This window comes from Pseudomonas sp. PDM01 (assembly GCF_014852325.1).
Classification (GTDB): Bacteria; Pseudomonadota; Gammaproteobacteria; order Pseudomonadales; family Pseudomonadaceae; genus Aquipseudomonas; species Aquipseudomonas migulae.
The window spans coordinates 869,452-889,490 of sequence record NZ_JACVBK010000001.1 but is presented as its reverse complement, the minus strand read 5'-3'; the positions used below and the strand labels follow the sequence as shown (position 1 = coordinate 889,490).

Here is a 20,039-nt window from a genome sequence, read left to right as displayed (position 1 = left end):
AGTCGGATCGCCGCACCGCTCGCTCCTACAAGGATTACGCAATACCTGTAGGAGCGAGGCTTGCCCGCGAAGGGGCCCTCGAATCAACCCTCGGATCACTTCAACGCAGGATCCCCCATGTTCATCTTCTTCCAGCCTTGCAACAGCACCTGGGCCTTGGGCTCCTGTCCGTTTTCCAGGTAGTACTGGATCAACGACAACCGCGCATTGCGGTTCGCCGGTTGTACCTTCAACAACCGTTCCAGTTCCTCGCAGGCCTCATCGACCTTGCCGCTGTCATGCAGCGCCACCGCCAGCACGTAGCCGAACTGCGCGCTCTGGGGTTCCAGGCCAGCGGCTTTGCGCAGCACCGGCATGGCCTGGGCCGTTTTGCCCGCTCGTATCAGCGACAACCCTTGGGTATGCAGCAGCAAAGCGGCGTCCGGATGCTCCTTGATGCCCTGTTCCAGCAGGGCCTGTGCCTCCTGACTACGCCCACTGGCTTCGAGCCACTGCACCAGCGTCACCAGCGCCGGGTAAAAGTCCGGATCGCGCTGGAGCGCCGTGCGCAGCAGCGCTTCAACTTCAGCGCTGCGACCGCTGGCCTGATACAGCATGGCGAGGTTGAGGTTGGCTTCCGCGCGTTCGGCCAGGCTCTTTTGCACATCCTCATACTCGGCGATGGCGGCGTTCCAGTTCGTCTGAGCGCTGCCCAAACCGTCGCGGGCGACGCTGAGCAGATCCCGGGCGGCAGCGATGCGTACCGCTTTGACCGGGTCACCCAGTAACGGTGTCAGCAGTGGTGCGCGCTCCGGCGGCGGGAGGAACGCGCTGATCGCCCGAACGGCGCTTTCACGCACTTGCGGTGCCGGGTTGCGCAAGTCCTGAGTCGCCAGTTTCAACGCCTGTTCGCTGGGGTACAGCGGCAACTCGGCCAGCAGCGTTGCGCGCTGGATCGCCGGCAGGTTGCTGCGTTGCAGCTGTTCGTACAAGGCTTGCGCCGCGCCGGGCTGACCGTTGCGAATCAGCCACAGGCTTTCGTCGTAACGCGGCGCCTGGGGGGCGGTGGCTGCGGTGTTCCAGAGCTTGAATTGTTCAGTGATTTTGTCACCGGCCTTGCCCTGATGGCAGGTCAGGCAGGCGTCCGGCGTGCCGAGTTTTTTCGCCCGCTCAGGGTTGGGAATGCTGAAGCTGTGGTCATGCCGAAAGTCATTGCCCATGTAGAACTTGCCGGGCATGTGGCAATCCACGCACTGCGAACCCGGTTGCCCCATGACGTGGCGGGTGTGCTCGACAGAATCGTAGTTTTTCGCCTGCAAGCCCTTGCCCTCGACACCGGCCACCGAGGTTTTGCCGGCGCTGTTGTGGCATTGCAGGCAGACGCCGTTGCCCGGTGCCTTGAGTTCGTTGCTGTGGGGGTTGTGGCAGTTGCTGCAGCGCACGCCCTTGTCGAACATTTTGCTCTGGGCGAAGGAGCCGTGTTCGAACACTTCGTCCTTGATCTTGCCATCCAGCGCATACAACTCGCGGGTCAGGGGGCTGGGCAGATAGTCATCCATCAGCCGCTTGCCAACGGTGAAGCCATCGCCCAGCGGCGCGCGCCGTGAGTGGCAGCGGGCGCAGGTTTCGATCTCGACGGTCGCGTCCTTGTCCTTGAGGTCGACGGCGAAACCGGCGTGGATCAGATCAGTCTTTTTTGCGGTCCATTCCAGGTGGCTGGACGCCGGACCGTGGCACGCCTGACAACCCACGCCAAGGCTGTTCCACTGACTGTCAAAGGTGTTTTTAGCCGCGTCGAAGTTGCGTTTGTAGCCGGTGGTATGGCACTCGACGCACATGAAATTGGCGTTCTGGCTCGGCTTGCTCCAGTGCAACGGGTTCTTGAAGTTCACACCCTGGCCCGGATAGAGGTGAAACCAGCGGTGTTTCTCGGTATCCCAGGCAACGGCCAACGCCTGCAACCGACCGTCACCGACTTCAATCAAATACTGCTGCAACGGCGCGATGCCAAAGGTGTAGGCGACCTTGAAATCAGCGTTGTTGCCATCAATGCCCGGCGTGTTGACCCAGAATTCGTCGTTCTTGCGCGAAAACCGGGTCGTTTCGTTTTCGGCCTTGAAGGTGACGTTGTTGAAGTCGCCGAGCATCGTCCCGGCACTGGCTTCCTGCATCGCCAATTGGTGATGCGAGCCTTGCCAGTCCTTCACTTGTTCGCTGTGGCAAGCCTGGCACTGTTGCTCATCGACCATCTTCGCCGGCGCGGCGACCACGGGTTTTTCAGGAGCAACGACCGGTGTACTGAGCGGCGGCGCATAGGTCACCGGGGCCGGTTGGCTGCTGAACAGAAACCAGCCAATGCCCGCGATCGCCAGGAGCAGCACGCTGATGAGAACGGGAAACAGATAACGAGAAAACGAAGTCGGTGACGAATCAGGGTTTGGGGCGACTGCATTATTTTTATGTTTCGGCATTGCGACTTCCATAGTCCGGGTGCGTTTGCCGTCAGGCGCGCGTTCTAGCTCGATGCAGCTTTGACGGATGCCGGGCGTCTGTCAAATGACAGGTGTGATCCTCTGCGCGGCGATAGATGAATGTTGTGATTCTGCACAACAAAACGCGCTGCATTAGCTATACCTGTTAAACCGTTTCCAAACCGTAGTCGACCGCCCTACAGGAGTTACCGCATGAAGCTTGCATTGATGATGAGTACATTGTGTATTGCCTCGATCGGCGTAGTTGGCTGCGCCAGCAAAAAGGTCGAGCCAGACGAGTATTCAGGCTTCCTCAAAAATTACAGCCAGCTCCAGGAAGCCAAGTCACCTTCGGGTGCCGTAGTGATGCGCTGGATCGATCCGAAAGTTGACATCAAGAAATTCCAAAGCGTGTACATCGAGCCGACCCAGCTGTATCCCAAGCCTCAGCCGACGGCAAAAATCCCTCAGACCACCCTGAACGGAATCACCAGTTATTACGATCAGGCGCTCAAACGCGAAATCGGCAAATCCCTGCCTCTGGCCTCAGGCCCTGGCCCGGGTGTGATTGTGGTGCGCGCCGCGATCACTGCCGTGAGCAGCAAGACCGAAGGGCTGAAACCTTATGAAGTGATCCCGATTGCGTTGGTGGCAGCGGCGGTGAGTACTGCCAGCGGTATTCGTGATCAGCAGACCGACCTGGCCACCGAAGCGGTGTTCCTCGACGGCGGCAGCAATAAAGTCGTGGCCCAGGTCGTGCGCAAGGGCACCGGCAAACCGCTGGAAAACGAATCGCAGGTGATGAAGGCCGATGACGTGAAAAGCGTGATCGATGGCTGGGCTGCGGATATGCATCAGTCGTATCTGAAACTCAAATCCAAATAATTTGTCGGGGCTGAGGGCCTCATCGCGAGCAGGCTCGCTCCCACATTGGATTTGTGATCGACACACAATCCATGTGGGAGCGAGCCTGCTCGCGATGGCGGACTCACACACGCCGCATCACTCCCCGACAAACCACCGGTAATACGGATTCCCCCCATCCCCGCGCATCACCTCGCGAATATCCCTGGCCCACGCATCACGGTCGCCGTCATAGGCATGCAGGCTCGCCCGATAGAACTGCATCAAGCGCTGCTGGTGCGCATTCATCCGCTCGATGAATCCCGCATCGGCATTCACTAACGGTGGCGCGACGTGCAAGTCCAGCAGGGCCGGGAGCACCCGACTGATCTCTTTGGCCCGCACCCACGGAGCATATTCGATACGCGGCTGGTCGTCGGTCACTGGCGGGGTATCGGCGGCGAAACGCTCCAGCCCCGTGCGATCGGTGACCCACGTGGCGAGCAAGGCGTTGGCGGAACCGATGCCCACGTCCTGCAACGTGCTGCGCACGCTGTCCTGCTGGAAGCGCTCGCTGATTTTCGCCGCATCCAGCGCAATCGGCTCCATCGAACCCACCAGCAGCATTTCGTGGAACTCGCTGGTCCACACGTTGGCGTACGGGAAAACATCGAGAAAGCTGCGCACCAGGGCGCGTGAATCGTCGATGTTCTGCGTGGGCAGCGGCAGCCACTGCGCGACCAGCCCCTGTTTCTCAAGGCGACTGGCAGCCAGTTGGTAGAAGTCCCTGGAGTAAAGATTGACCACGCCGGCCGCGGAGGGTGGTGGCGGCTCAAGGGTGATCAAGTCATAGCGCTGCGGGTTGCGCAGCAGTTCCTGGCGCCCGTCGCGCAGGCGTACGTCAACGCCGGGATCGGCGGCGGCATTGAAGTTGCCTTTGAACAGCGGCGCAGCCTTGACCACCGAAGGCAGCAACTCGGCCACCACCCGGTGTTCGAGCCCCGGATAACGGGTCAATGCGCCTGCGGTGATACCGGTGCCAAAACCGATCACCAGCGCCGAGCGCGGTTCGCCGTTGTGGATCAGCAGCGGCAGCAGCGCCTGAATGCGCATGTAACGCAAGGACGGCATGGCGTCGCCGGTGTTGGACACGCCTTGAATGTACAAGCGCTGGAAGGCTTTCTGCCCCTTGCCCTGGGTGACCACCGCCACGGTCCCGCCGCGTCCTTCCTCATAGAAGGCCAGCGTGGCGTTGCGAGCACCGGGGAGCAGGCTGGCGAGTTTGTTCACCGGGGTAAATACCGCCACCGCCACCGACAACAAGCCGATAGCCACCACCGCTTGCCGCCGACCTTTCTTGACCCCGTGACCCTTGCGCACCGCGAAGTACCCGATCCCGGCGGCGACAATGGCCAACAGCCCCAATGTGCGTACCAGGCCCAGCCACGGGATCAGCACAAACCCGCAGAGCATCACCCCGACAATCCCGCCCAGCGTATTGAACGCCACGACAGCGCCGACATCCTGGCCGACCCGCTCGCGGCCAACGCTAAGGCGCAGGGCGAGGGGGAACGCCGCGCCCAACAACAGCGTCGGCACAAACACGATGCTTAACGCCGCCACCGCAAACCGCGCGCTCATGCCCGGCAACTCACTCGCACCCAGCGACAACACCCAGGCTTCGGCGAGGCTTTGCGCGACCACCAACCAGCGACCGAGCAGGGCGATTTCCAGCAACGCGACTAGCCCGGCGCCGGCGATCAGCAAACCGAATACTCCCCAGGGATCACGAATGCGCTCCACCCGACGGGCCAGCAGCACACTGCCGAGAAACAGCCCGGTGAGGTACGTCGCCAGCACCACGGCAAAGGCGTAGGTGCGGGTGCTCATGAACTGCACGATTGATTGCGACCAGACCACCTCATAACCGAGGGCCACGCCGCCGGCAATCGAGTACAGCCACAAGGCCAGTCGGTCGGGCGCTTTGCTCGACGTGTGTTTCGCCGGCGCAACGGCCGGCAGTGAACGGTGACGCTGAAACCACAAGGCGCCGGCGGCGGCCAGCAGGTTCAGCATCGCGGCCGCCAGGGCACTGCCGCGCACGCCGAGGGTGGCAATCAGCACGAATGCGGCAAGCAGGGTGCCGGCGATGGCCCCGGCGGTGTTCGCCGCGTAAAGCTGGCCGCCAGCCTTGCCCAGATTTAGCGGGTCAGTGGCCAGCGAGCGCACCAGCACCGGCAAGGTGCCGCCCATCAACAGCGCCGGGATGCCGACTAATGCGAAGGGCAACAGCCAAGCGGCCAGACCGATGTGTTGTTCCAGCCAGGCAAACGGGCTGGCCGCGAGGCTCATGGCAAAGGTCGCGCCGACACCCAACACGGCCACGACCACTTCCAGTCCTGCATACAGCAGAACGGGCTGCTGCAAGCGATCCGCCCAGCGTCCGAACAGCCATCCACCCAAGGCCAGCCCGGCAAAAAAAGCGCTGATACCGGTGGTGATTGCATAAACCTCGACGCCGACCACCAGCGACAGTTGCTTGATCCACAAGACCTGATACACCAGCGCTGCGGCACCGGAGACGAACAGCAACAGGGCCGGGATCAGCAGCGCGGGGGAGGCGGCATGAGGAACAGGAATGGCCGACGACTTGCTGGCGACACGTGAGGACATAGGGCTATTGCCTTGTACAAATTTCGAATTAAACACAAAACCATTGTAGGAGCCGGCTTGCCGGCGATAGCGGCCGTCCAGTCGATAAAAGTGTCGCCTGAAAAAACGCCATCGCCAGCAAGCCGGCTCCTACAGGGTTTGTGTTTGCACCATGGAATAGGGCCGCTTGCCCGGTCAGGGCGAGCGGCGGTCAAACGTTATTTCTTGGCTTTTTCTTCAATCCGCCGATCCACATCCGCGCGGATCTGATCGATGCTGAAGCTCGCCGGTTTCTGGCTAGGCGGATACTCGACGAAGGTTTCCAGGAATCTCGCGGCCTGGGTGGACGCTAGCGATACGAGGTACGCATTCTTGGCCGTCCAGTCGTAATACTGGTCGGAAACCACGTCGGCACGTTCATACGGATCCATGCGCAGGTTGAAGATTTTCGGTACGCGCAGGCAGACGAACGGTTCGGCCCAGACTTCGAAACCACCTGGTTTGCGTTGTTCGCAGAACACCGCTTTCCAGTTGCCGGAGCGCATGGACACGAGCACGCCATCATCGTTGAAGTAGAAGAACTGCGTGCGCTCACTCTTAGGCGATTGGCCGGTCAGGTACGGTAGTTGGTTGTACCCGTCCAGGTGCACCTTGAAACTGGTGCCGCCTGAAGCCGGCGCCCAGCCCTTGAGCAGCTTGTCCTTGACCCCGTCGTCGCCAGCAGCCGCCAGCAAGGTCGGGAACCAGTCGAGGCCCGAGAACAGTTCGTTGGAAACCTCGCCCGGTTTGATCTTGCCCGGCCAACGCACCATGGCCGGAACGCGGTAGGCACCTTCCCAGTTGGAGTTCTTCTCGTTACGGAACGGCGTGGTCGCCGCGTCCGGCCAGGACCATTGATTCGGGCCGTTGTCGGTGGTGTAGACCACGATGGTGTTGTCGGTGATTTTCAGGTCATCGAGGGTCTTGAGCAGTTTGCCGACATCCCCGTCGTGCTCGAGCATGCCGTCGGCGTACTCGTTGCCTGGCATGCCGCTCTGGCCCGCCATCGATTCACGCACATGAGTGAAGGCGTGCATGCGCGTGGTGTTCATCCAGACGAAGAACGGCTTATCGGCCTTGGCCTGTTTCTCGATGAACGCTTGCGCAGCGGCGGTGGTTTCGTCGTCGATGGTTTCCATGCGCTTGGTCGTCAAGGCGCCGGTGTCCTCGATCTTGCCATCGGCAAAGCTGTGGATCACGCCGCGTGGAGAGTTGGCCTTGACCCACTCGGGGTCATCTTTGGGCCAATACGGTCGTTGCGGCTCTTCTTCGGCATTGAGGTGGTACAGGTTGCCGAAAAATTCGTCAAAGCCGTGGTTTGTCGGCAGGTATTCATCCCGGTCGCCCAAGTGATTTTTGCCGAACTGGCCTGTCGCGTAGCCTTGCGATTTGAGTGCCTGAGCAATGGTGATGTCGCGTTTCTGAATGCCGACCGGCGCACCTGGAACGCCGACTTTCGACAGGCCGGTACGCAACGGCGTCTGGCCAGTGATGAACGATGAGCGTCCGGCCGTGCAGCTGTTCTCCGCGTAATAGTCGGTGAACAGCATGCCTTCCTTGGCAATCCGGTCGATGTTCGGAGTCTTGTACCCGACCACGCCCATGGAGTAGGCGCTGATGTTGGTCTGGCCGATGTCATCGCCGAAGATCACCAGGATATTGGGTTTTTCGGCGGCCCCGGCAGTCGCCGAAATCGCCATCACCGAGGCCGCCACCAGGGCGAGTTTCGGTAGCCACTTGCGTATGCGAGTCATCTGACTTGCTCCTTTTGCGCTAGTGTCGCGTGGTGCGACAAACGTTTATTGCAGTCCTGCGTCACGCTTTTTATTGCACTTGCTCGGGAGTGGCGGCTGCCTCGAACGGATAGATCCGGCGCCATTCGGACGCCATGTCGACGATAGTCCAGCCACGGGTTTTTGCTTCGTCCAGGGCTTTGTCCAGGCGCCCGATATCGGACTTGCGGTCATAGGCCCATTCGCGTTTGGCGTCGGTGTGGTGCACCAACCCCATGAATCGTTTGCCGGGGCCGGCGGCAGTCCACTGCAACATTTGCAGGTCGCCGTCGGAATTGCCGAACGCCAGGATTGGCCGCTTGCCGATCACCGCGTCGATGCTTTCCGGTTTGCCCGGACCATCGTCGTTGTGGGCCAGTTTGGGCGTGCGCACGATCGAGGCTTTGCCGTCCTTGAACTGGAACGCCGTGACGAAGGTGGTGCCGATCACTTGCTCGGGCGGGATGCCATAGACCTTCTCGGCGAAGGCGCGCATGAACCCGGTGTCGCCACCGGAGACGATGTAGGTCTTGAAATCCTGGCCGCGCAGGTAGTCGAGCATTTCCAGCATCGGCTGGAAGATCATCTCGGTGTACGGCTTGCCGGTCTTCGGATGCCGGGCCTGGCTCAGCCAGGTCTTGGCGTAGTCGTCGAAAGCTTCGGTGGTCATGCCGGTGTGGGTCGCACCGAAGATCTTCATGATGCCGTCCATGCCGGCGGCGGCGAGTGCCTGGTGATCGTTTTCCAGGACGGCCTTGAAGGGCTGGGTGGTTTTCCATTCCGGGTGCTGCGGCGCGGTGCGCTTGACCTCTTCCAGGGCAAACAGCAGTTCGAAGTACATCGGCTGCTCGCTCCACAAGGTGCCGTCGTTGTCGAACACGGCGATGCGGTCAGCGGGTTTGACGAAGTCCCTGCTGGATTGGTCGGTGACCGTCTGGACGAACTCGATGATGTGCTTTTTCGCCGGGCCGTCATTCCACGACGGCAATGGCTCGTTGGCGTGCGCCAGCAGCGGCAGGATCAGCGTGAAGAGCAGCGTCAGCCCGAAACGATGGTGGCTTGATGTCGCGTTCGTCATGGGAATTCCTTCTCGTGGACGGGGTTGAGCGGCCGCAGTGCGGGAACGGTCCGGACGTTGCTGCCTCGCGCCTGACTATGCAGCGTAGACAAGGATTGCCCGAGTTGGCGCAGCGCCTGATCTTCGGTCGATTGACGGCTGTAACAGGCGCGTAACAGGTCTTGCAGGCGCGGGCCGAGGACGCTCAATTTCAGGCCCCCTCGGCTACGTTTGAGCCACAGGTACAGGGCGCTGAGTTGCGCCGGTCGGGCATTGATTTGCGGTGGAATCTGCCGCCAGGCGTAGTCGGCGGATTGCAGCCACGCGGCGTGTCGGGCACGGCGTCGGTCGCGCACGGACAGGTAAACGCGATGCATGAAAGGCCTTGCGAACCAGCCCAGTAGCAGCGCTGCCGGCAGCAGCAAGACAACCAGCCAGTGCCTGGAAAAACGCACGCGACTGTGTTCGCCCATTTGCTTCAGGTCTTCGGCAATCGAGAACACTGGCGTGTAAGCGCTGTTGGCGATGGCCTCGAAGCTCACTGCCGGCACTTGCGCGGTGCGGGTTTGCTGGCTGCTGGCGTCCCACCATTTCAGCTCGATCGCGGGCAAGCTGTGATGGCCTTCGCTGTCGATACGGTAAGTCACGGTGTCGATGCGTTGGCCGCCGGTGAAATTGCCTCGGCCGTCGTCCAGGCCGCTGATTTGCGGGTTTTTTGGGTAACGGCTCAGGCCGCTGACATCGCCCAATGACGGCGCAGGCAGCGACATGGCCATGGCGTTGTCGGCCTGTAAGGTCAGTTGCCGGGTCAGGCTGTCGCCGACCTTCAAAGGCGTTGCCGAGTCGATGACTTTTTGCGTGAAACGCAGCCCTTGCGCCACCAGTACCGGCTCGCCAGGCTTGAACCCCGGCGGTTGCTTGGCGGTGAAATGCAGCGGCTGGCTTTGCGCACTCAACGGGGCGCTGGCCTGGCCCGGCGTGGCCTGCACGGTCAGCGCCGGAATATCGAAACCCCGGGCCTGATTCGGGCTGATCCGGTAGCTGTAGCGCATGCCGTTGAACGCCTTGCCGTCCAGCGTCTGGTTGATGTGCTCGGCGTGGCCGTCGGGCGGCAGCACCAGCGCGCCGGGCAGTTTCAGGTCGGGCAGGGCGGGGGCGTCGGTGAACCAACTGTCGGTGAGGACGTCGAGTTGCAGTTCCAGGAGGCCGCCGACCATGACCGGGTCAGCGGGTTGCAGGCGGGTCTGGATGCGCAGTTCGGGTTCGGCGGCGAGGGCAGATGTGGTGATCAGGCAGCAGAGCAAAGCGCAGAGATTTGCGGTGAGTGAACTGACGCCATCGCGAGCAGGCTCGCTCCCACATTTGATTGGATTGAAATCAAATTTTTGTGATCGCCACAAATCCTCTGTAGGAGCCGGCTTGCCGGCGATGGCCATCACCCGATTCATGGCTTGCCCCCCGCCTGATCCTGCAAGCTGAACTTCTGCTTGAGGAATTTCGCTGGCGATGTCGTCAGGTTCTGCAACCACAACGCGTCCGACGTTGCCTGCTCGGTCTCCACGGCTTTGCTTTGTCCCTTGCCCGGCGCCTTGTCCATCTTGATTTCGTCGGGTTTGACCTCAGGCGCGTTCTGTTCGGCGCTCTCGGTGTCTTTCTCCAGAGCGATGGCCAACGCCAGGTTGGCCGTCGCCTCCGGGAACTGTGGTTGCAGCTTCAGCGCCTGGGTGTAGGCCGCGATGGCCTGATCAAACTTGAAACGGCGCACGTAAATATTGCCCAGGTAGAAATACGCCTGGGGTGTTTCCAACCGCGCAAAACTCGCCAGCGCGAGGTCAAAATCCGCCGCGTTATAGGCTGCGATGCCTTTCCAGTACGGATCGACAAAAAGGGCGGCAGCCTGCGGGAAATGCTCATGTTCGAAGGCCCAGCGACCTTGCTGGTCAGGGGTGAAAAATGCATCGGTCAAAGCGTTGGCCTGGGCATTTGTCGGCTGAAAACCGACACCCAGCGCCAGCAGCAAACCGGCCGTCCAGTTCAGGCTCCAGCCTTTGCGCACGCAGAAAAACGCGATCAGCAGCAGCGGCCAGCACAGCCAGTATCCGGCGTCTTTCCAATGCAACTCACGCTGCTCGTCACTGGCCGCCTGGAAATGTTGACGGGCGTGCAGTTCGATCCAGTCCAGATCGTTGTCATTGAGCGTCAGGCTGCCCAGCGGCGCCGCCATGGCTGATGCCAACTGCTTCAGCGCGGCCTGGTCGAAACGGCCAAGGGCCGGGCGGCCATTACTGTCGGTGCGCGGCTGGCCATTGGCGTCACGAATGATCCCGCCATCCTCGCTGCCGACGGCGAGGATCAACACTTGCAGCGTGCTGTCGTTCAGTTGCTTGCCCAGGCCGGCGAGTTGCGAGGTGTCGGCGCCGTCGGTGATCAGCAACAACGTGCCCGGCGTTTTCTCCGCCGCCAACAGGCGTTTGGCCTCGTCGATCACCGCGCCGACATCCTTCCCAGGTTTGCCGATCAGGTCACTGCTCAATGCCTGGATAAACGTATCGAGCAACGCCGGATCGTCGGTTGGCGGCAACACCAGATGCGCGCTGCCGGCGTAGGCGATCAGCGCGTTGCGGGCACCGGCGCGGCGCTGGATCAGGTCGTGCAGTTTGTGTTTGACCGCTTCCAGGCGACTGGGCGGCACGTCGCTGGCGTCCATCGAGGACGAGAGGTCGATGGCAATGATCAGCGGCGCACGATTTTCCAGAAAGTCCGGCCGGTCCTGCTCCCAGGTCGGCCCGGCAGCGGCGAGGGCGCCCAACATCAACAGCGCGCATACCAGATGCACCGGCCGCAAGCGCTGTTGGTCCTGCGGGGTTATCAGCAAGTGCGGCAGCAAGTGCCCGGCAATGTTGCTGCGCAAACGCCGCTGCACATCCCGGCTGCGCCTCCAGAGCCACGGCAGCAAGGCACCCAACGGCACGAGCAAGAGCCACAGCGGACGGAGGAAGTGCAAGTCGCTGAGGTTGATCTCCATCTCAAGCCTCCTGCCGCTGACGCGCGAGGGTCAGGTGCGGACGCAGCAGGGCGCCGAGGTGGTAGAGCGCGAGCAAACCGATAGCGGCGCCGAGCGGCCACCAGAACAGATCCTTTTTCGGTTGGTGGCTGAGGGTTTTCACCTGGTGCGGGGTCAGCGTGTCGAGGGTGCTGTAAACCTGATCCAGCGCCGTGCGGTCTTCGGCGCGGAAGAACTTGCCGCCCGTGGCGTCGGCAATCTGCTGCAAGCTTTGCAGGTTGACCTTGGCTTCGCCTTCGGCGCTCGGGTCGCCAATGCCGATGGTGTGAATCACCACACCTTTGGCGGCGGCCATCGACGCCGCGTGATCCGGGGTGATGGCGCTGCTGGTGTCGTTGCCGTCGGTGAGCAGGATCAGGACTTTTTCCTGTTCGTGGGCCTGATCCAGCAACTTCAGGCTCAGGCCAATCGCATCGCCGATGGCGGTGTTGGGCCCGGCCATGCCGATGCCGGTGTCGTCCAGCAACAGCGACAGGCTGGCGTGATCCAGTGTCAGTGGCGCCTGCGGATACGCGCCGCTGCCGAACACGATCAGGCCCAGGCGATCCTCTTTACGCTTGTCGATAAAACCGTGGACCACGTCCTTGACCGCCGCCAGACGATTGATCTTCTGCCCGTTGGCATCGGTGAAATCAGTGGTTTCCATTGACTGGGAGATGTCGATGGCCAGCATCAGATCGCGCACCGGTTGCTGGCGTTCGATGGGTTTTTCCACGAACACCGGGCGTGCGGCCGCGAGCAGCAACAGCGCCCAGACCAGCAGGTTCAGGAGCAATTGCCAGCGATTGTTGCGTGTGCCGGCGGCGCTTGGCGCCTGTCCGACCGCGCGGCTCATGGCGCCAAAAAACGGCACCCGCACGGCGCTGCGGGCTTCGCGGTAGTCGGGCAGGTAGCGGTAACCCAACCAGGGCAACGGCAGGAGCAGTAACAGCCAGGGGTAATCAAGCTGCCACATGGTGCGACTCCACCCAGTGTTTGCAGGTGTCGAACAGCTGCTGACGCTGATCATCGGGCAACGCCAGCAATGTTGCATCCGGCGCATAGGCCAGCAACGCCAATTGCCGGCTGAAATCCGCAGGCAACGGCTGCGCACTGTGCTGCGCCAGAAATGCCTGCCAACGCTCATTACCTAACGCCGCAGGACCTTGTAGGAGCGAGGCTTGCCCGCGAAGAACGATTACACGGTTTGTCTGGGATACCGTGGGGCCTGGTTCGCGGGCAAGCCTCGCTCCTACGGGATCTGGCATCGACAGGGCTACGCGTTTGAGCAGTTCGGGGAGTTCGCGCAGGGCGCTGATTTGATCATCGCTGCTTTGCAGTTCAGCCAACCGCACCAGCGCCTCGCGCCGATACCGATCCCGCTGCCACTGCCAATACCGCCGTGCACCCACCAGCAACACAGCAGCCATCAACACCGCCAACAACACCCACCAGCCCCACGTCTGCGGCGCATAACTGACGGGCGCCGGCAGGGCCATTTCCTTGAGTTGCTCAATGCTCGGCACGTTGGGATTCATCGCCGCCCCCCGCCGAGTTTGCCCAGTTCCGCGCGCAGTTGTGCCTGCACCTCGGTCGCCGTACTGAACATCATCAACGGCACCTGACTGCGTCGCAGCAGCGTGGCGACGTCCTTGAGCCGACCACTGAGAAAATCCCCCAGCGGCTGATGAACACTGCGTTGCTCGACCGCCAGCTCGACTTGCAACTGACCTTGAGTAATCAGCAAACGACCATTTTTCGGCAGGTTCAACGCCAACGGGTCGTACACCTGCATGGCGATCACATCGTTATGCGCCGCCAGTTGCCGCATCAGTTGCAAGGTGCGTTCGCCCGCACCGGCAAAGTCGCTGACGATGCAGATCAGGTGATCGTGACCGGCCACTGCCAGACACTGTTGCAGGACTTTATCGAGCTGATCCTCGCCCTCGGCGTCCGGGTTGGCCGCGCTCAATGACTGATTCTGCTGGACGATGCGACTGCACAGCGCTTCGATCCGTTTGCGGCTGCGCAACGGGGCAATCGCGTCGATCCGTGAGTCGTTGAATACCAACCCTCCAACCCGGTCGCCCGCGTTGAACACCATCCACGCCGCCAGTGCGCCGAGTTCGGCGGCAAACGCGGATTTGAAACTGCGTTGCGAGCCGAAAAACATCGACATGCGCTGGTCCACGAGGATCAACGCCGGGCGATCGCGCTCTTCGGTGAACGTGCGCACCACCGGTTTGCCGGTGCGCAGTGAGGCGCGCCAATCGAGGTGACGCAAGTCGTCCCCCGGTTGATAGCGGCGCAGCTCATCGAAATTCAGCCCGCGCCCCCGCAGCCGCGAGGCGTGGTTGCCAGCGAGGATGCTGCCTTGCGGCTGGCGTGCGAGGAAACTCAGGTCACGGGCCTTGAATTCCAGCGCCATCAATTGCGCGAGAGAGACATAGACCAGACCGTCGACACTTTTTATTTTCAACATCAGGCAGGAATCGCAACGTTATCGAGCAGGCGATCCAGCACCTGATCGGCCGTGACGCCATCGGCGACCGCGTCATAACTCAGCTGCAAACGATGCCGCAGCACCGGATGCACCACGGCGCGCACGTTGTCCGGCGAGACAAAATCCTGCCCCTGCAGCCAGGCATCGGCGCGGGCGCAACGGTCCAGGCCGATGCCGCCGCGCGGGCTGGCGCCGATGGCGATCCAGCGGCCCAGGTCCGCGTCGTAATCCGTCGGATGGCGGGTGGCGTTGATCAGGTCGATCAGGTAACGATCGATGGCCGGGGACACATGGATGGCGCTGACTTCCCGGCGTGCAGCGAAAATCACGTCCTGCGACAGCGCGAAACCCTGCACCGGCGCGGTCTTGGCGCCTGTCGCAAACTCCTCTTCACGCAGCAGTCGCAGCACTTGGCTCTCGTTTTCCGCACTCGGGTAATCGAGCAGCACCTTCATCAGAAAACGGTCCATCTGCGCTTCCGGAAGCGGGTAAGTGCCTTCCTGTTCGATGGGGTTTTGGGTGGCGACCACGATGAACAACTCCGGCAGCCCATGGCTGTTGCCGGCCACGGTGATTTGCCGTTCTTCCATCGCTTCCAGCAGGGCTGCCTGGACCTTGGCCGGTGCGCGGTTGATTTCGTCAGCCAGAATCAGGTTGCCGAACAGTGGGCCGGGCTGGAACCGGATCTCGTTTTTGCCATCGATCTGGTGCAGCACTTCGGCCCCGGTGATGTCCGACGGCAGGAGATCAGGGGTGAACTGGATGCGGCTCATCTTCGCGTCCAGGTGTTTGGCCAGCGCTTTCACCGTGCGGGTCTTGGCCAGCCCGGGCAAGCTTTCCAGGAGCAAATGGCCGTTAGCGAGAAGACCCAGCAGAATCTGCCGGATCACTTGATCCTGGCCCAGCACCGCTTCGGCGATGCTGGCTTGCAGGGCATTGAGGTCGTTGAGTGCGGTCATTGAGGGGCCTTTATTCAAGTCGCCAAAGGCGTTGGCAGGTTGATCGATAAAACTGGCGATCCCTGTTCACTTCTAGAAGAACGCCAAAGTCAGGTTGACGCTGAATCCGTTGCCTTCAGGCCGGTTCTTGGTGTCGAACTCCGGGATCCAGCGAGCGTTGACGCTGGCCTGGGCGTCGGCGAATTTGCCCGCCCAGCCCACCGTCGGTCCGGCGCCCACCGAGCGTCCGCGAAAGCCGCTGTTGGCGCCTGACCCGGAGTCGTCGGTGAGCTGCTGGATGTAGCCCGCGGCCATGCCGGCGTTCCAGCCATTGCCGAAGCCGTGGGTCCATAGCGCATCGAGGGTGAAGAGGTTGCCGTTCTTGTAGTCCGTGGCGTCGTTTTCGGTGTAGAACTCAAGCCCGCCAGACAAGGTGAACTCGCCGCCCTTGCCGTCGAGGTGAGTGAAGGCCACGGTGGGCATGAAGGTGTAGGTGTTCTGCCCGGCGTTGGCCAGGCGATCATCGTTGTAAGCGCCGGTCGGCAGGTAGATCGGCAAGGACAACGAGAGGTGGTTGACCTCGTCGAAGTGGTAGCCGGCGGCAATGGGCGTCACCAGCAGGTCGGCGAACTGGGTGCCGGTATCTTCCGTTCCCAGCGTCCGGCCACGAGGCCCGGTGACGCTCGCGGTAATGTCGGTGTACTGCACCGGCACGCCAATCGCCGACGCGTAGTTCCAGCGACCCTTGCCGGTGTCCCAGACATGGGTGAAGTTGGCCATGGTGTAAGACACTTGCAGCTCAAGCCCGGCACTCAATGCGCCAACGATAGGCACTTGCACGTTGCCCTTGAGTTCACCGTCGTACCAGAAACTGCTCAACGACATCACCCAGCCGGGTTCCGGCGGCACGATCCCGGCATTGGAAAACACCTGCAAGCCGGTCATCGGCCGGCCGCCACCGCCTTCTGCCGCCAGTGCCAGCGGGCTGCTGCCGACCACGCAGAGGGCCAACAAAGGACGTACCACAAAAGACCTGACCATGGCTGGCTCCGCTTATTGATTTTGTGGGGTGACTGGCGTCAACGAGGGCATTTTCCACTCGCCGCTGGAGACTTCCGGTCTTGGCAGGTACAGGCGCAGGACACCGTAGAAAGGCCCGTTCGGCGCTGGCAGCCAATTACTTTGCAGGTCCTTGGCCGGGGCTTTGTGCTGCACATAGAGGGTCAGGCCGCCGTCGGCATCCAGCTTGAGATCCGGCAGCATTCGCGAATTGATCAGGTAACGATTCAACGGGTTGGCGACCAGCAATTTGTTCTTGCCGTCGTACATTGTCAGCGACCAGAACGCGTCGGCCGGGGGCAGGGCGCCTTTGTCGAAATGCAGCGTGTAATCGTGTTTCGAGGCGTCGACCGGCTGGCCGTCCTTATCGACGAAATAGCCGATGTAATTCGCCTCCTCGGCAGAGTTGCCGAAGATCCCCATGTTGGCGCCGGCGTAGCGGTACAGGTAGTTACCGTTGAGGTGGTCACGGGTGCCGAACAAATCGCCGCTGCTGACCTGATGGCTGTCGACCTTGTCCTTTTTAAACTGTGCGAATTCGGCCTTGGCGTCGGCGATGCCGTCTTCCAGGGCTTTGCGCTGACTGGCAGGCAGCTCGTTGGGTTTGAACGGCTTGCCGGCTCCGATGCCGATTTTGGCGAAGCGCGCCAGCAAGTCTTTTTCCGCGTCCTGGGGCGGGGCAAACGACAGCATGAAATTCAGGTAGCCGAACAGCTCCGGGGTTTCGCTCATGGTCGGCGTGGGCTTGGGCCAGTCGACCTTCGGCGCGGCAGGCGGGGCCTTTTGTTTAACGTAGTGGCTCAGCGGCTCGATCGTGTAGCCCTTCTGGATGTTCTTGACCTTGCCCAGGTCTTTTTCGTCGAACAACTGCGTGCGATACAGCGCGTAGGCGATGTTGGTTTCACTGCGCAGCAGACGGTCGATTTCAACCGGTTGCTGACCTTGCCAATTCGGCCCGGCGATCATGAAATGCCCGCCGGCGTTGCCCGTGCTGCGGGTGCCCAGATACGCAAAATTCTGCGTGTAGGCGTCGATCAGTTGCACCGAGTAGTAACGGTGTTCTTCGATGGGCGGCAGGGTCAGCACCACCGGTTCGGCACGCAGGTCCATCCAGATAAACGAGTAGGGCGTGTCGGCGTTGGGCGTGACGAAGGCCGTGTCCTTGGCGGTGAAAGCCTGTGCGGTGTTGCCGATCCGGTTGAGCGGTGCCTTGAAGTTCGGGCTCTTCTTGTCGACCGCCTGGGTGTAGAGGGTCTTGTACATTTCCACCACCGGGTAGCCATACAAATAAGCTTCCTTGGCGATGGCCCGCGCTTCTTCCGGGCTGGCGGTGAATCCGGTCTTTTGGCTGACGCTGACGTCTTGAGCGCCAACGCCGCAACTGACAAACATGCTCATCAAGCTGTAACCGGCTGCGCGAATTGCACCGTGCATAAATAGGGTCCTTATTATTTGCCGAAGGTGACGTTGATCCCCGCGAACAGCGTGAACTGCGGCAAGCCATCGCCCTTGCGCTCGACGGTCCACTGCGGCTCGATGAAGGCGTTGAGAATATTGGACCCGGACTTCCAGACCTTGCCGGCACCCAGACCGAGGGGGATGTAATGGGTGTCGTTTTTCAGGTCGAAGGTCCAGATGGCAGTGGAGCGCAGGTACCAGCCTCTATCGAGGTTGTGAATGACAAACGGCTGCAGGGTTGCCGATTCGACATGCGGGCGGTCGCTGTCGCCGGCAAAAGAACTCTGGTATTGCACTAACGCACCGAGCAAGCCACGGGGCGATGAATCAATCGCAATGGCCGCCAGCCCCGCTTGCCACTTGCCGGTGCCGAGCTCGTCCCGATCGGCGTAGGGCGCGGTGATCATCGGGCCAATGCCCAACTGCACGCCTTCGGTCTTGAGCAGGAAGATATCAAACAGGTTCAGATCGCCTTCGCCGGTGCTGTAGCCACCGTGCGGATCGGGACGGGTGCTGATCGGTGCGGTGGCGCGCAGCAACTGCGGGACGCCGATGAAGTCGTTGGGCGCAATCGGCAGTGTCCCGCGCACCAGCAAATCGTTGGTGTGGATATTCGAGTCGTAGTACTTCGGGGTGTAGTAGTCCTGCAGGTTCATCCCCGGTGCGAGGTTCAACGGGTTGTTACTTTTGTTGGCCGTGTCAGCGTTGTCCGCCTGGGCACACACGGCGGACGTTATTGAAACCGCCAACAAAAGGGCGCTCGCTCCTGGAGTGTTCGACATGATTCCCCGGTTCCTTGGTGGCTCATTGGCCTACTCGGCACTTGGCGGCCGTTATGCGTAATCTCTTTCCTATCAAGCCTGTAGGACATGTCTGATGACGTTAGCAGTTGTCGGCGGGTAATCCAGTCGAAGGGCGCACTTCTCTGCCTGTGAAGTGGTTGTTGATGATGATCAAGCGCTTCAAACAAAACGTGGGATGGCATTCCGTATTCGAATAAAAAGCAGCCGGCATATTGCCGATCAGTCTTTGGGACCTGTGATTTGTGACAGTTATCGGCGGCGTGTTTTTCGCTGATAGTTAAACGCCCAGTTTTCAATCACCGACGATTATCGAGAGCACACCATGATGAACCAGCCCAATAAAAAATCAGCCCCCGATCGTTCCTGGGACGAAGCCACGATACTCTTAAACGGCAATCCGGTATTGCCGGGCGAGACAATCGCCCTGCTTTATGGAAAGGTCAGTACTCTCGAAATAGAAGCTGCGCCGGAAGTTGCTGAAGAGATTTATCTGGCGGTCGTGGATAATAATGAGGGCGTTAAACTCCTGGTGGAACCGGAATTGGAATCCTGGCACAAGCTGGTCGACGGAAAGTTAAGTTATAAAATCAGTCCGGAAGTTGGAAAGAGCGGTGCTCTTGTGCTCGTTCTAATGAGTCGGCAATTGAATATGCCATTGGAGATTTCATGTCAGGTCATGTCGCCCAAGCCAATTGAACAGTTAGTCATCCGGATTAATGGCTCAGAGCTCAAGTCTGGAGATATTGTTTATGCGGTGAGGGGTAGCAGTAATTTAATTGAGGTGGAACCTCTTCGCGGTAGCCCGTTAATAGGCCAGAACATTGAATTGTCTTCGGATGCGGCGACACCGCCGAAACTGGTTCCAGTGTTCGAACCGCCAGAAGGATCTCAAACACTTAACCCCGTTGCTCGTTGGAGCCTGGATTGCGGTGACGAAACGGATGGAAATCTATCAATCAGATTGAGTCTGGAGAGTATCCCGCTAGAATTTATTGATCTGCCAGTGGACGTGGGCTATCAAGACAGTGGTGTCATACTGACAACCATTGTTCAGCTGACGGTTGGCAGGTCAATAACATTGACGACTAGCGTCATGAAGGGGTTTCAGTTGGGGGCGGGGGTTAAAGTTGAATGGCTAAGGGCCGATGCTAGTCGTCTGAAACTTGAATACACCGGTGAAAATGCAAAAAGCTCTATACAGTTTAAACAGGGTGAATTGGTCGGCGTGATTACTGCCCGCATCTTTGTTCGCGGAAAACCTAGTTTTTCAAGAACCGTTAATATCGTTTAACCGTAAAAAAGTTGCAGCTATAGTGGGGGGCGTTACCCACGCGAAAGATTGCTCCTCGAGTATGCCGCCCCGATAAATATCAGGTTAAACGTGTGAACGTAGAGTTCCCGATCACGTCCGTTCAATGGCAC

15 protein-coding genes are annotated in these 20,039 nt (G+C 60.6%); 2 read left to right on the top strand and 13 right to left on the bottom strand.

Annotated features, from left to right (window positions below):
• Positions 1–95: 95 nt before the first annotated feature.
• Positions 96–2,450, bottom strand: coding sequence for a tetratricopeptide repeat protein (locus IB246_RS03970; RefSeq protein ID WP_008036346.1), 2,355 nt, complete (start codon positions 2,448–2,450; stop codon positions 96–98).
• 213 nt (positions 2,451–2,663) lie between these two features.
• Here IB246_RS03970 and IB246_RS03965 point away from each other — a divergent pair, with 213 nt between their 5' ends.
• A complete protein-coding gene (locus tag IB246_RS03965) occupies positions 2,664–3,335 on the top strand; it encodes a DUF3313 domain-containing protein (RefSeq protein ID WP_008036344.1) in 672 nt (223 codons plus the stop codon).
• A 117-nt stretch (positions 3,336–3,452) separates the two neighbouring features.
• On the opposite strand, the gene IB246_RS03960 is transcribed toward IB246_RS03965, so the two are convergent.
• The 12 genes from IB246_RS03960 to IB246_RS03905 all read right to left on the bottom strand — a co-directional run bounded on the left by IB246_RS03960 (position 3,453) and on the right by IB246_RS03905 (position 18,596).
• A complete protein-coding gene (locus IB246_RS03960; protein ID WP_008036342.1) occupies positions 3,453–5,966 on the bottom strand; it encodes a fused MFS/spermidine synthase in 2,514 nt (837 codons plus the stop codon).
• Between the two features lie 197 nt (positions 5,967–6,163).
• Positions 6,164–7,738, bottom strand: coding sequence for an arylsulfatase (locus IB246_RS03955; RefSeq protein ID WP_008036341.1), 1,575 nt, complete (start codon positions 7,736–7,738; stop codon positions 6,164–6,166).
• A 70-nt stretch (positions 7,739–7,808) separates the two neighbouring features.
• Positions 7,809–8,834, bottom strand: a complete 1,026-nt coding sequence (locus tag IB246_RS03950; RefSeq protein WP_008030176.1) for an HAD family hydrolase — start codon at positions 8,832–8,834, stop codon at positions 7,809–7,811.
• Entirely contained in the window at positions 8,831–10,261 is a 1,431-nt protein-coding gene (locus IB246_RS03945; protein WP_008036340.1) for a BatD family protein, read from the bottom strand. Before IB246_RS03945 ends, IB246_RS03950 begins: the two co-directional genes overlap by 4 nt.
• On the bottom strand, positions 10,258–11,838 hold the full coding sequence (locus IB246_RS03940) for a VWA domain-containing protein (RefSeq protein ID WP_008036339.1): 1,581 nt from the start codon (positions 11,836–11,838) through the stop codon (positions 10,258–10,260). The genes IB246_RS03945 and IB246_RS03940 overlap by 4 nt, the downstream gene beginning before the upstream one ends.
• 1 nt (position 11,839) lies before the next feature.
• Positions 11,840–12,832 (bottom strand): vWA domain-containing protein, encoded by a 993-nt coding sequence (locus tag IB246_RS03935; RefSeq protein ID WP_008036337.1) that lies wholly within the window; start codon positions 12,830–12,832, stop codon positions 11,840–11,842.
• Positions 12,819–13,394, bottom strand: a complete 576-nt coding sequence (locus IB246_RS03930; RefSeq protein WP_008036335.1) for a DUF4381 domain-containing protein — start codon at positions 13,392–13,394, stop codon at positions 12,819–12,821. Before IB246_RS03930 ends, IB246_RS03935 begins: the two co-directional genes overlap by 14 nt.
• Positions 13,391–14,338 carry a DUF58 domain-containing protein gene (locus IB246_RS03925; protein WP_008036333.1) on the bottom strand — a complete coding sequence of 316 codons (948 nt, stop codon included), beginning with the start codon at positions 14,336–14,338 and terminating at the stop codon, positions 13,391–13,393. Before IB246_RS03925 ends, IB246_RS03930 begins: the two co-directional genes overlap by 4 nt.
• Positions 14,338–15,318: an AAA family ATPase gene (locus IB246_RS03920; protein WP_008036331.1), complete on the bottom strand. Its 981-nt coding sequence runs from the start codon at positions 15,316–15,318 to the stop codon at positions 14,338–14,340. Before IB246_RS03920 ends, IB246_RS03925 begins: the two co-directional genes overlap by 1 nt.
• 72 nt (positions 15,319–15,390) lie before the next feature.
• A complete protein-coding gene (locus IB246_RS03915) occupies positions 15,391–16,338 on the bottom strand; it encodes a transporter (protein WP_008036329.1) in 948 nt (315 codons plus the stop codon).
• A gap of 12 nt (positions 16,339–16,350) precedes the next feature.
• Positions 16,351–17,790 carry a DUF1254 domain-containing protein gene (locus tag IB246_RS03910; RefSeq protein WP_008036319.1) on the bottom strand — a complete coding sequence of 480 codons (1,440 nt, stop codon included), beginning with the start codon at positions 17,788–17,790 and terminating at the stop codon, positions 16,351–16,353.
• A gap of 14 nt (positions 17,791–17,804) precedes the next feature.
• Positions 17,805–18,596 carry a hypothetical protein gene (locus IB246_RS03905; protein ID WP_008036310.1) on the bottom strand — a complete coding sequence of 264 codons (792 nt, stop codon included), beginning with the start codon at positions 18,594–18,596 and terminating at the stop codon, positions 17,805–17,807.
• 343 nt (positions 18,597–18,939) lie between these two features.
• On the opposite strand from IB246_RS03905, the gene IB246_RS03900 reads away from it, so the two are divergent.
• Positions 18,940–19,908, top strand: coding sequence for a hypothetical protein (locus IB246_RS03900; RefSeq protein WP_008036308.1), 969 nt, complete (start codon positions 18,940–18,942; stop codon positions 19,906–19,908).
• The last annotated feature ends 131 nt before the right edge of the window (positions 19,909–20,039 follow it).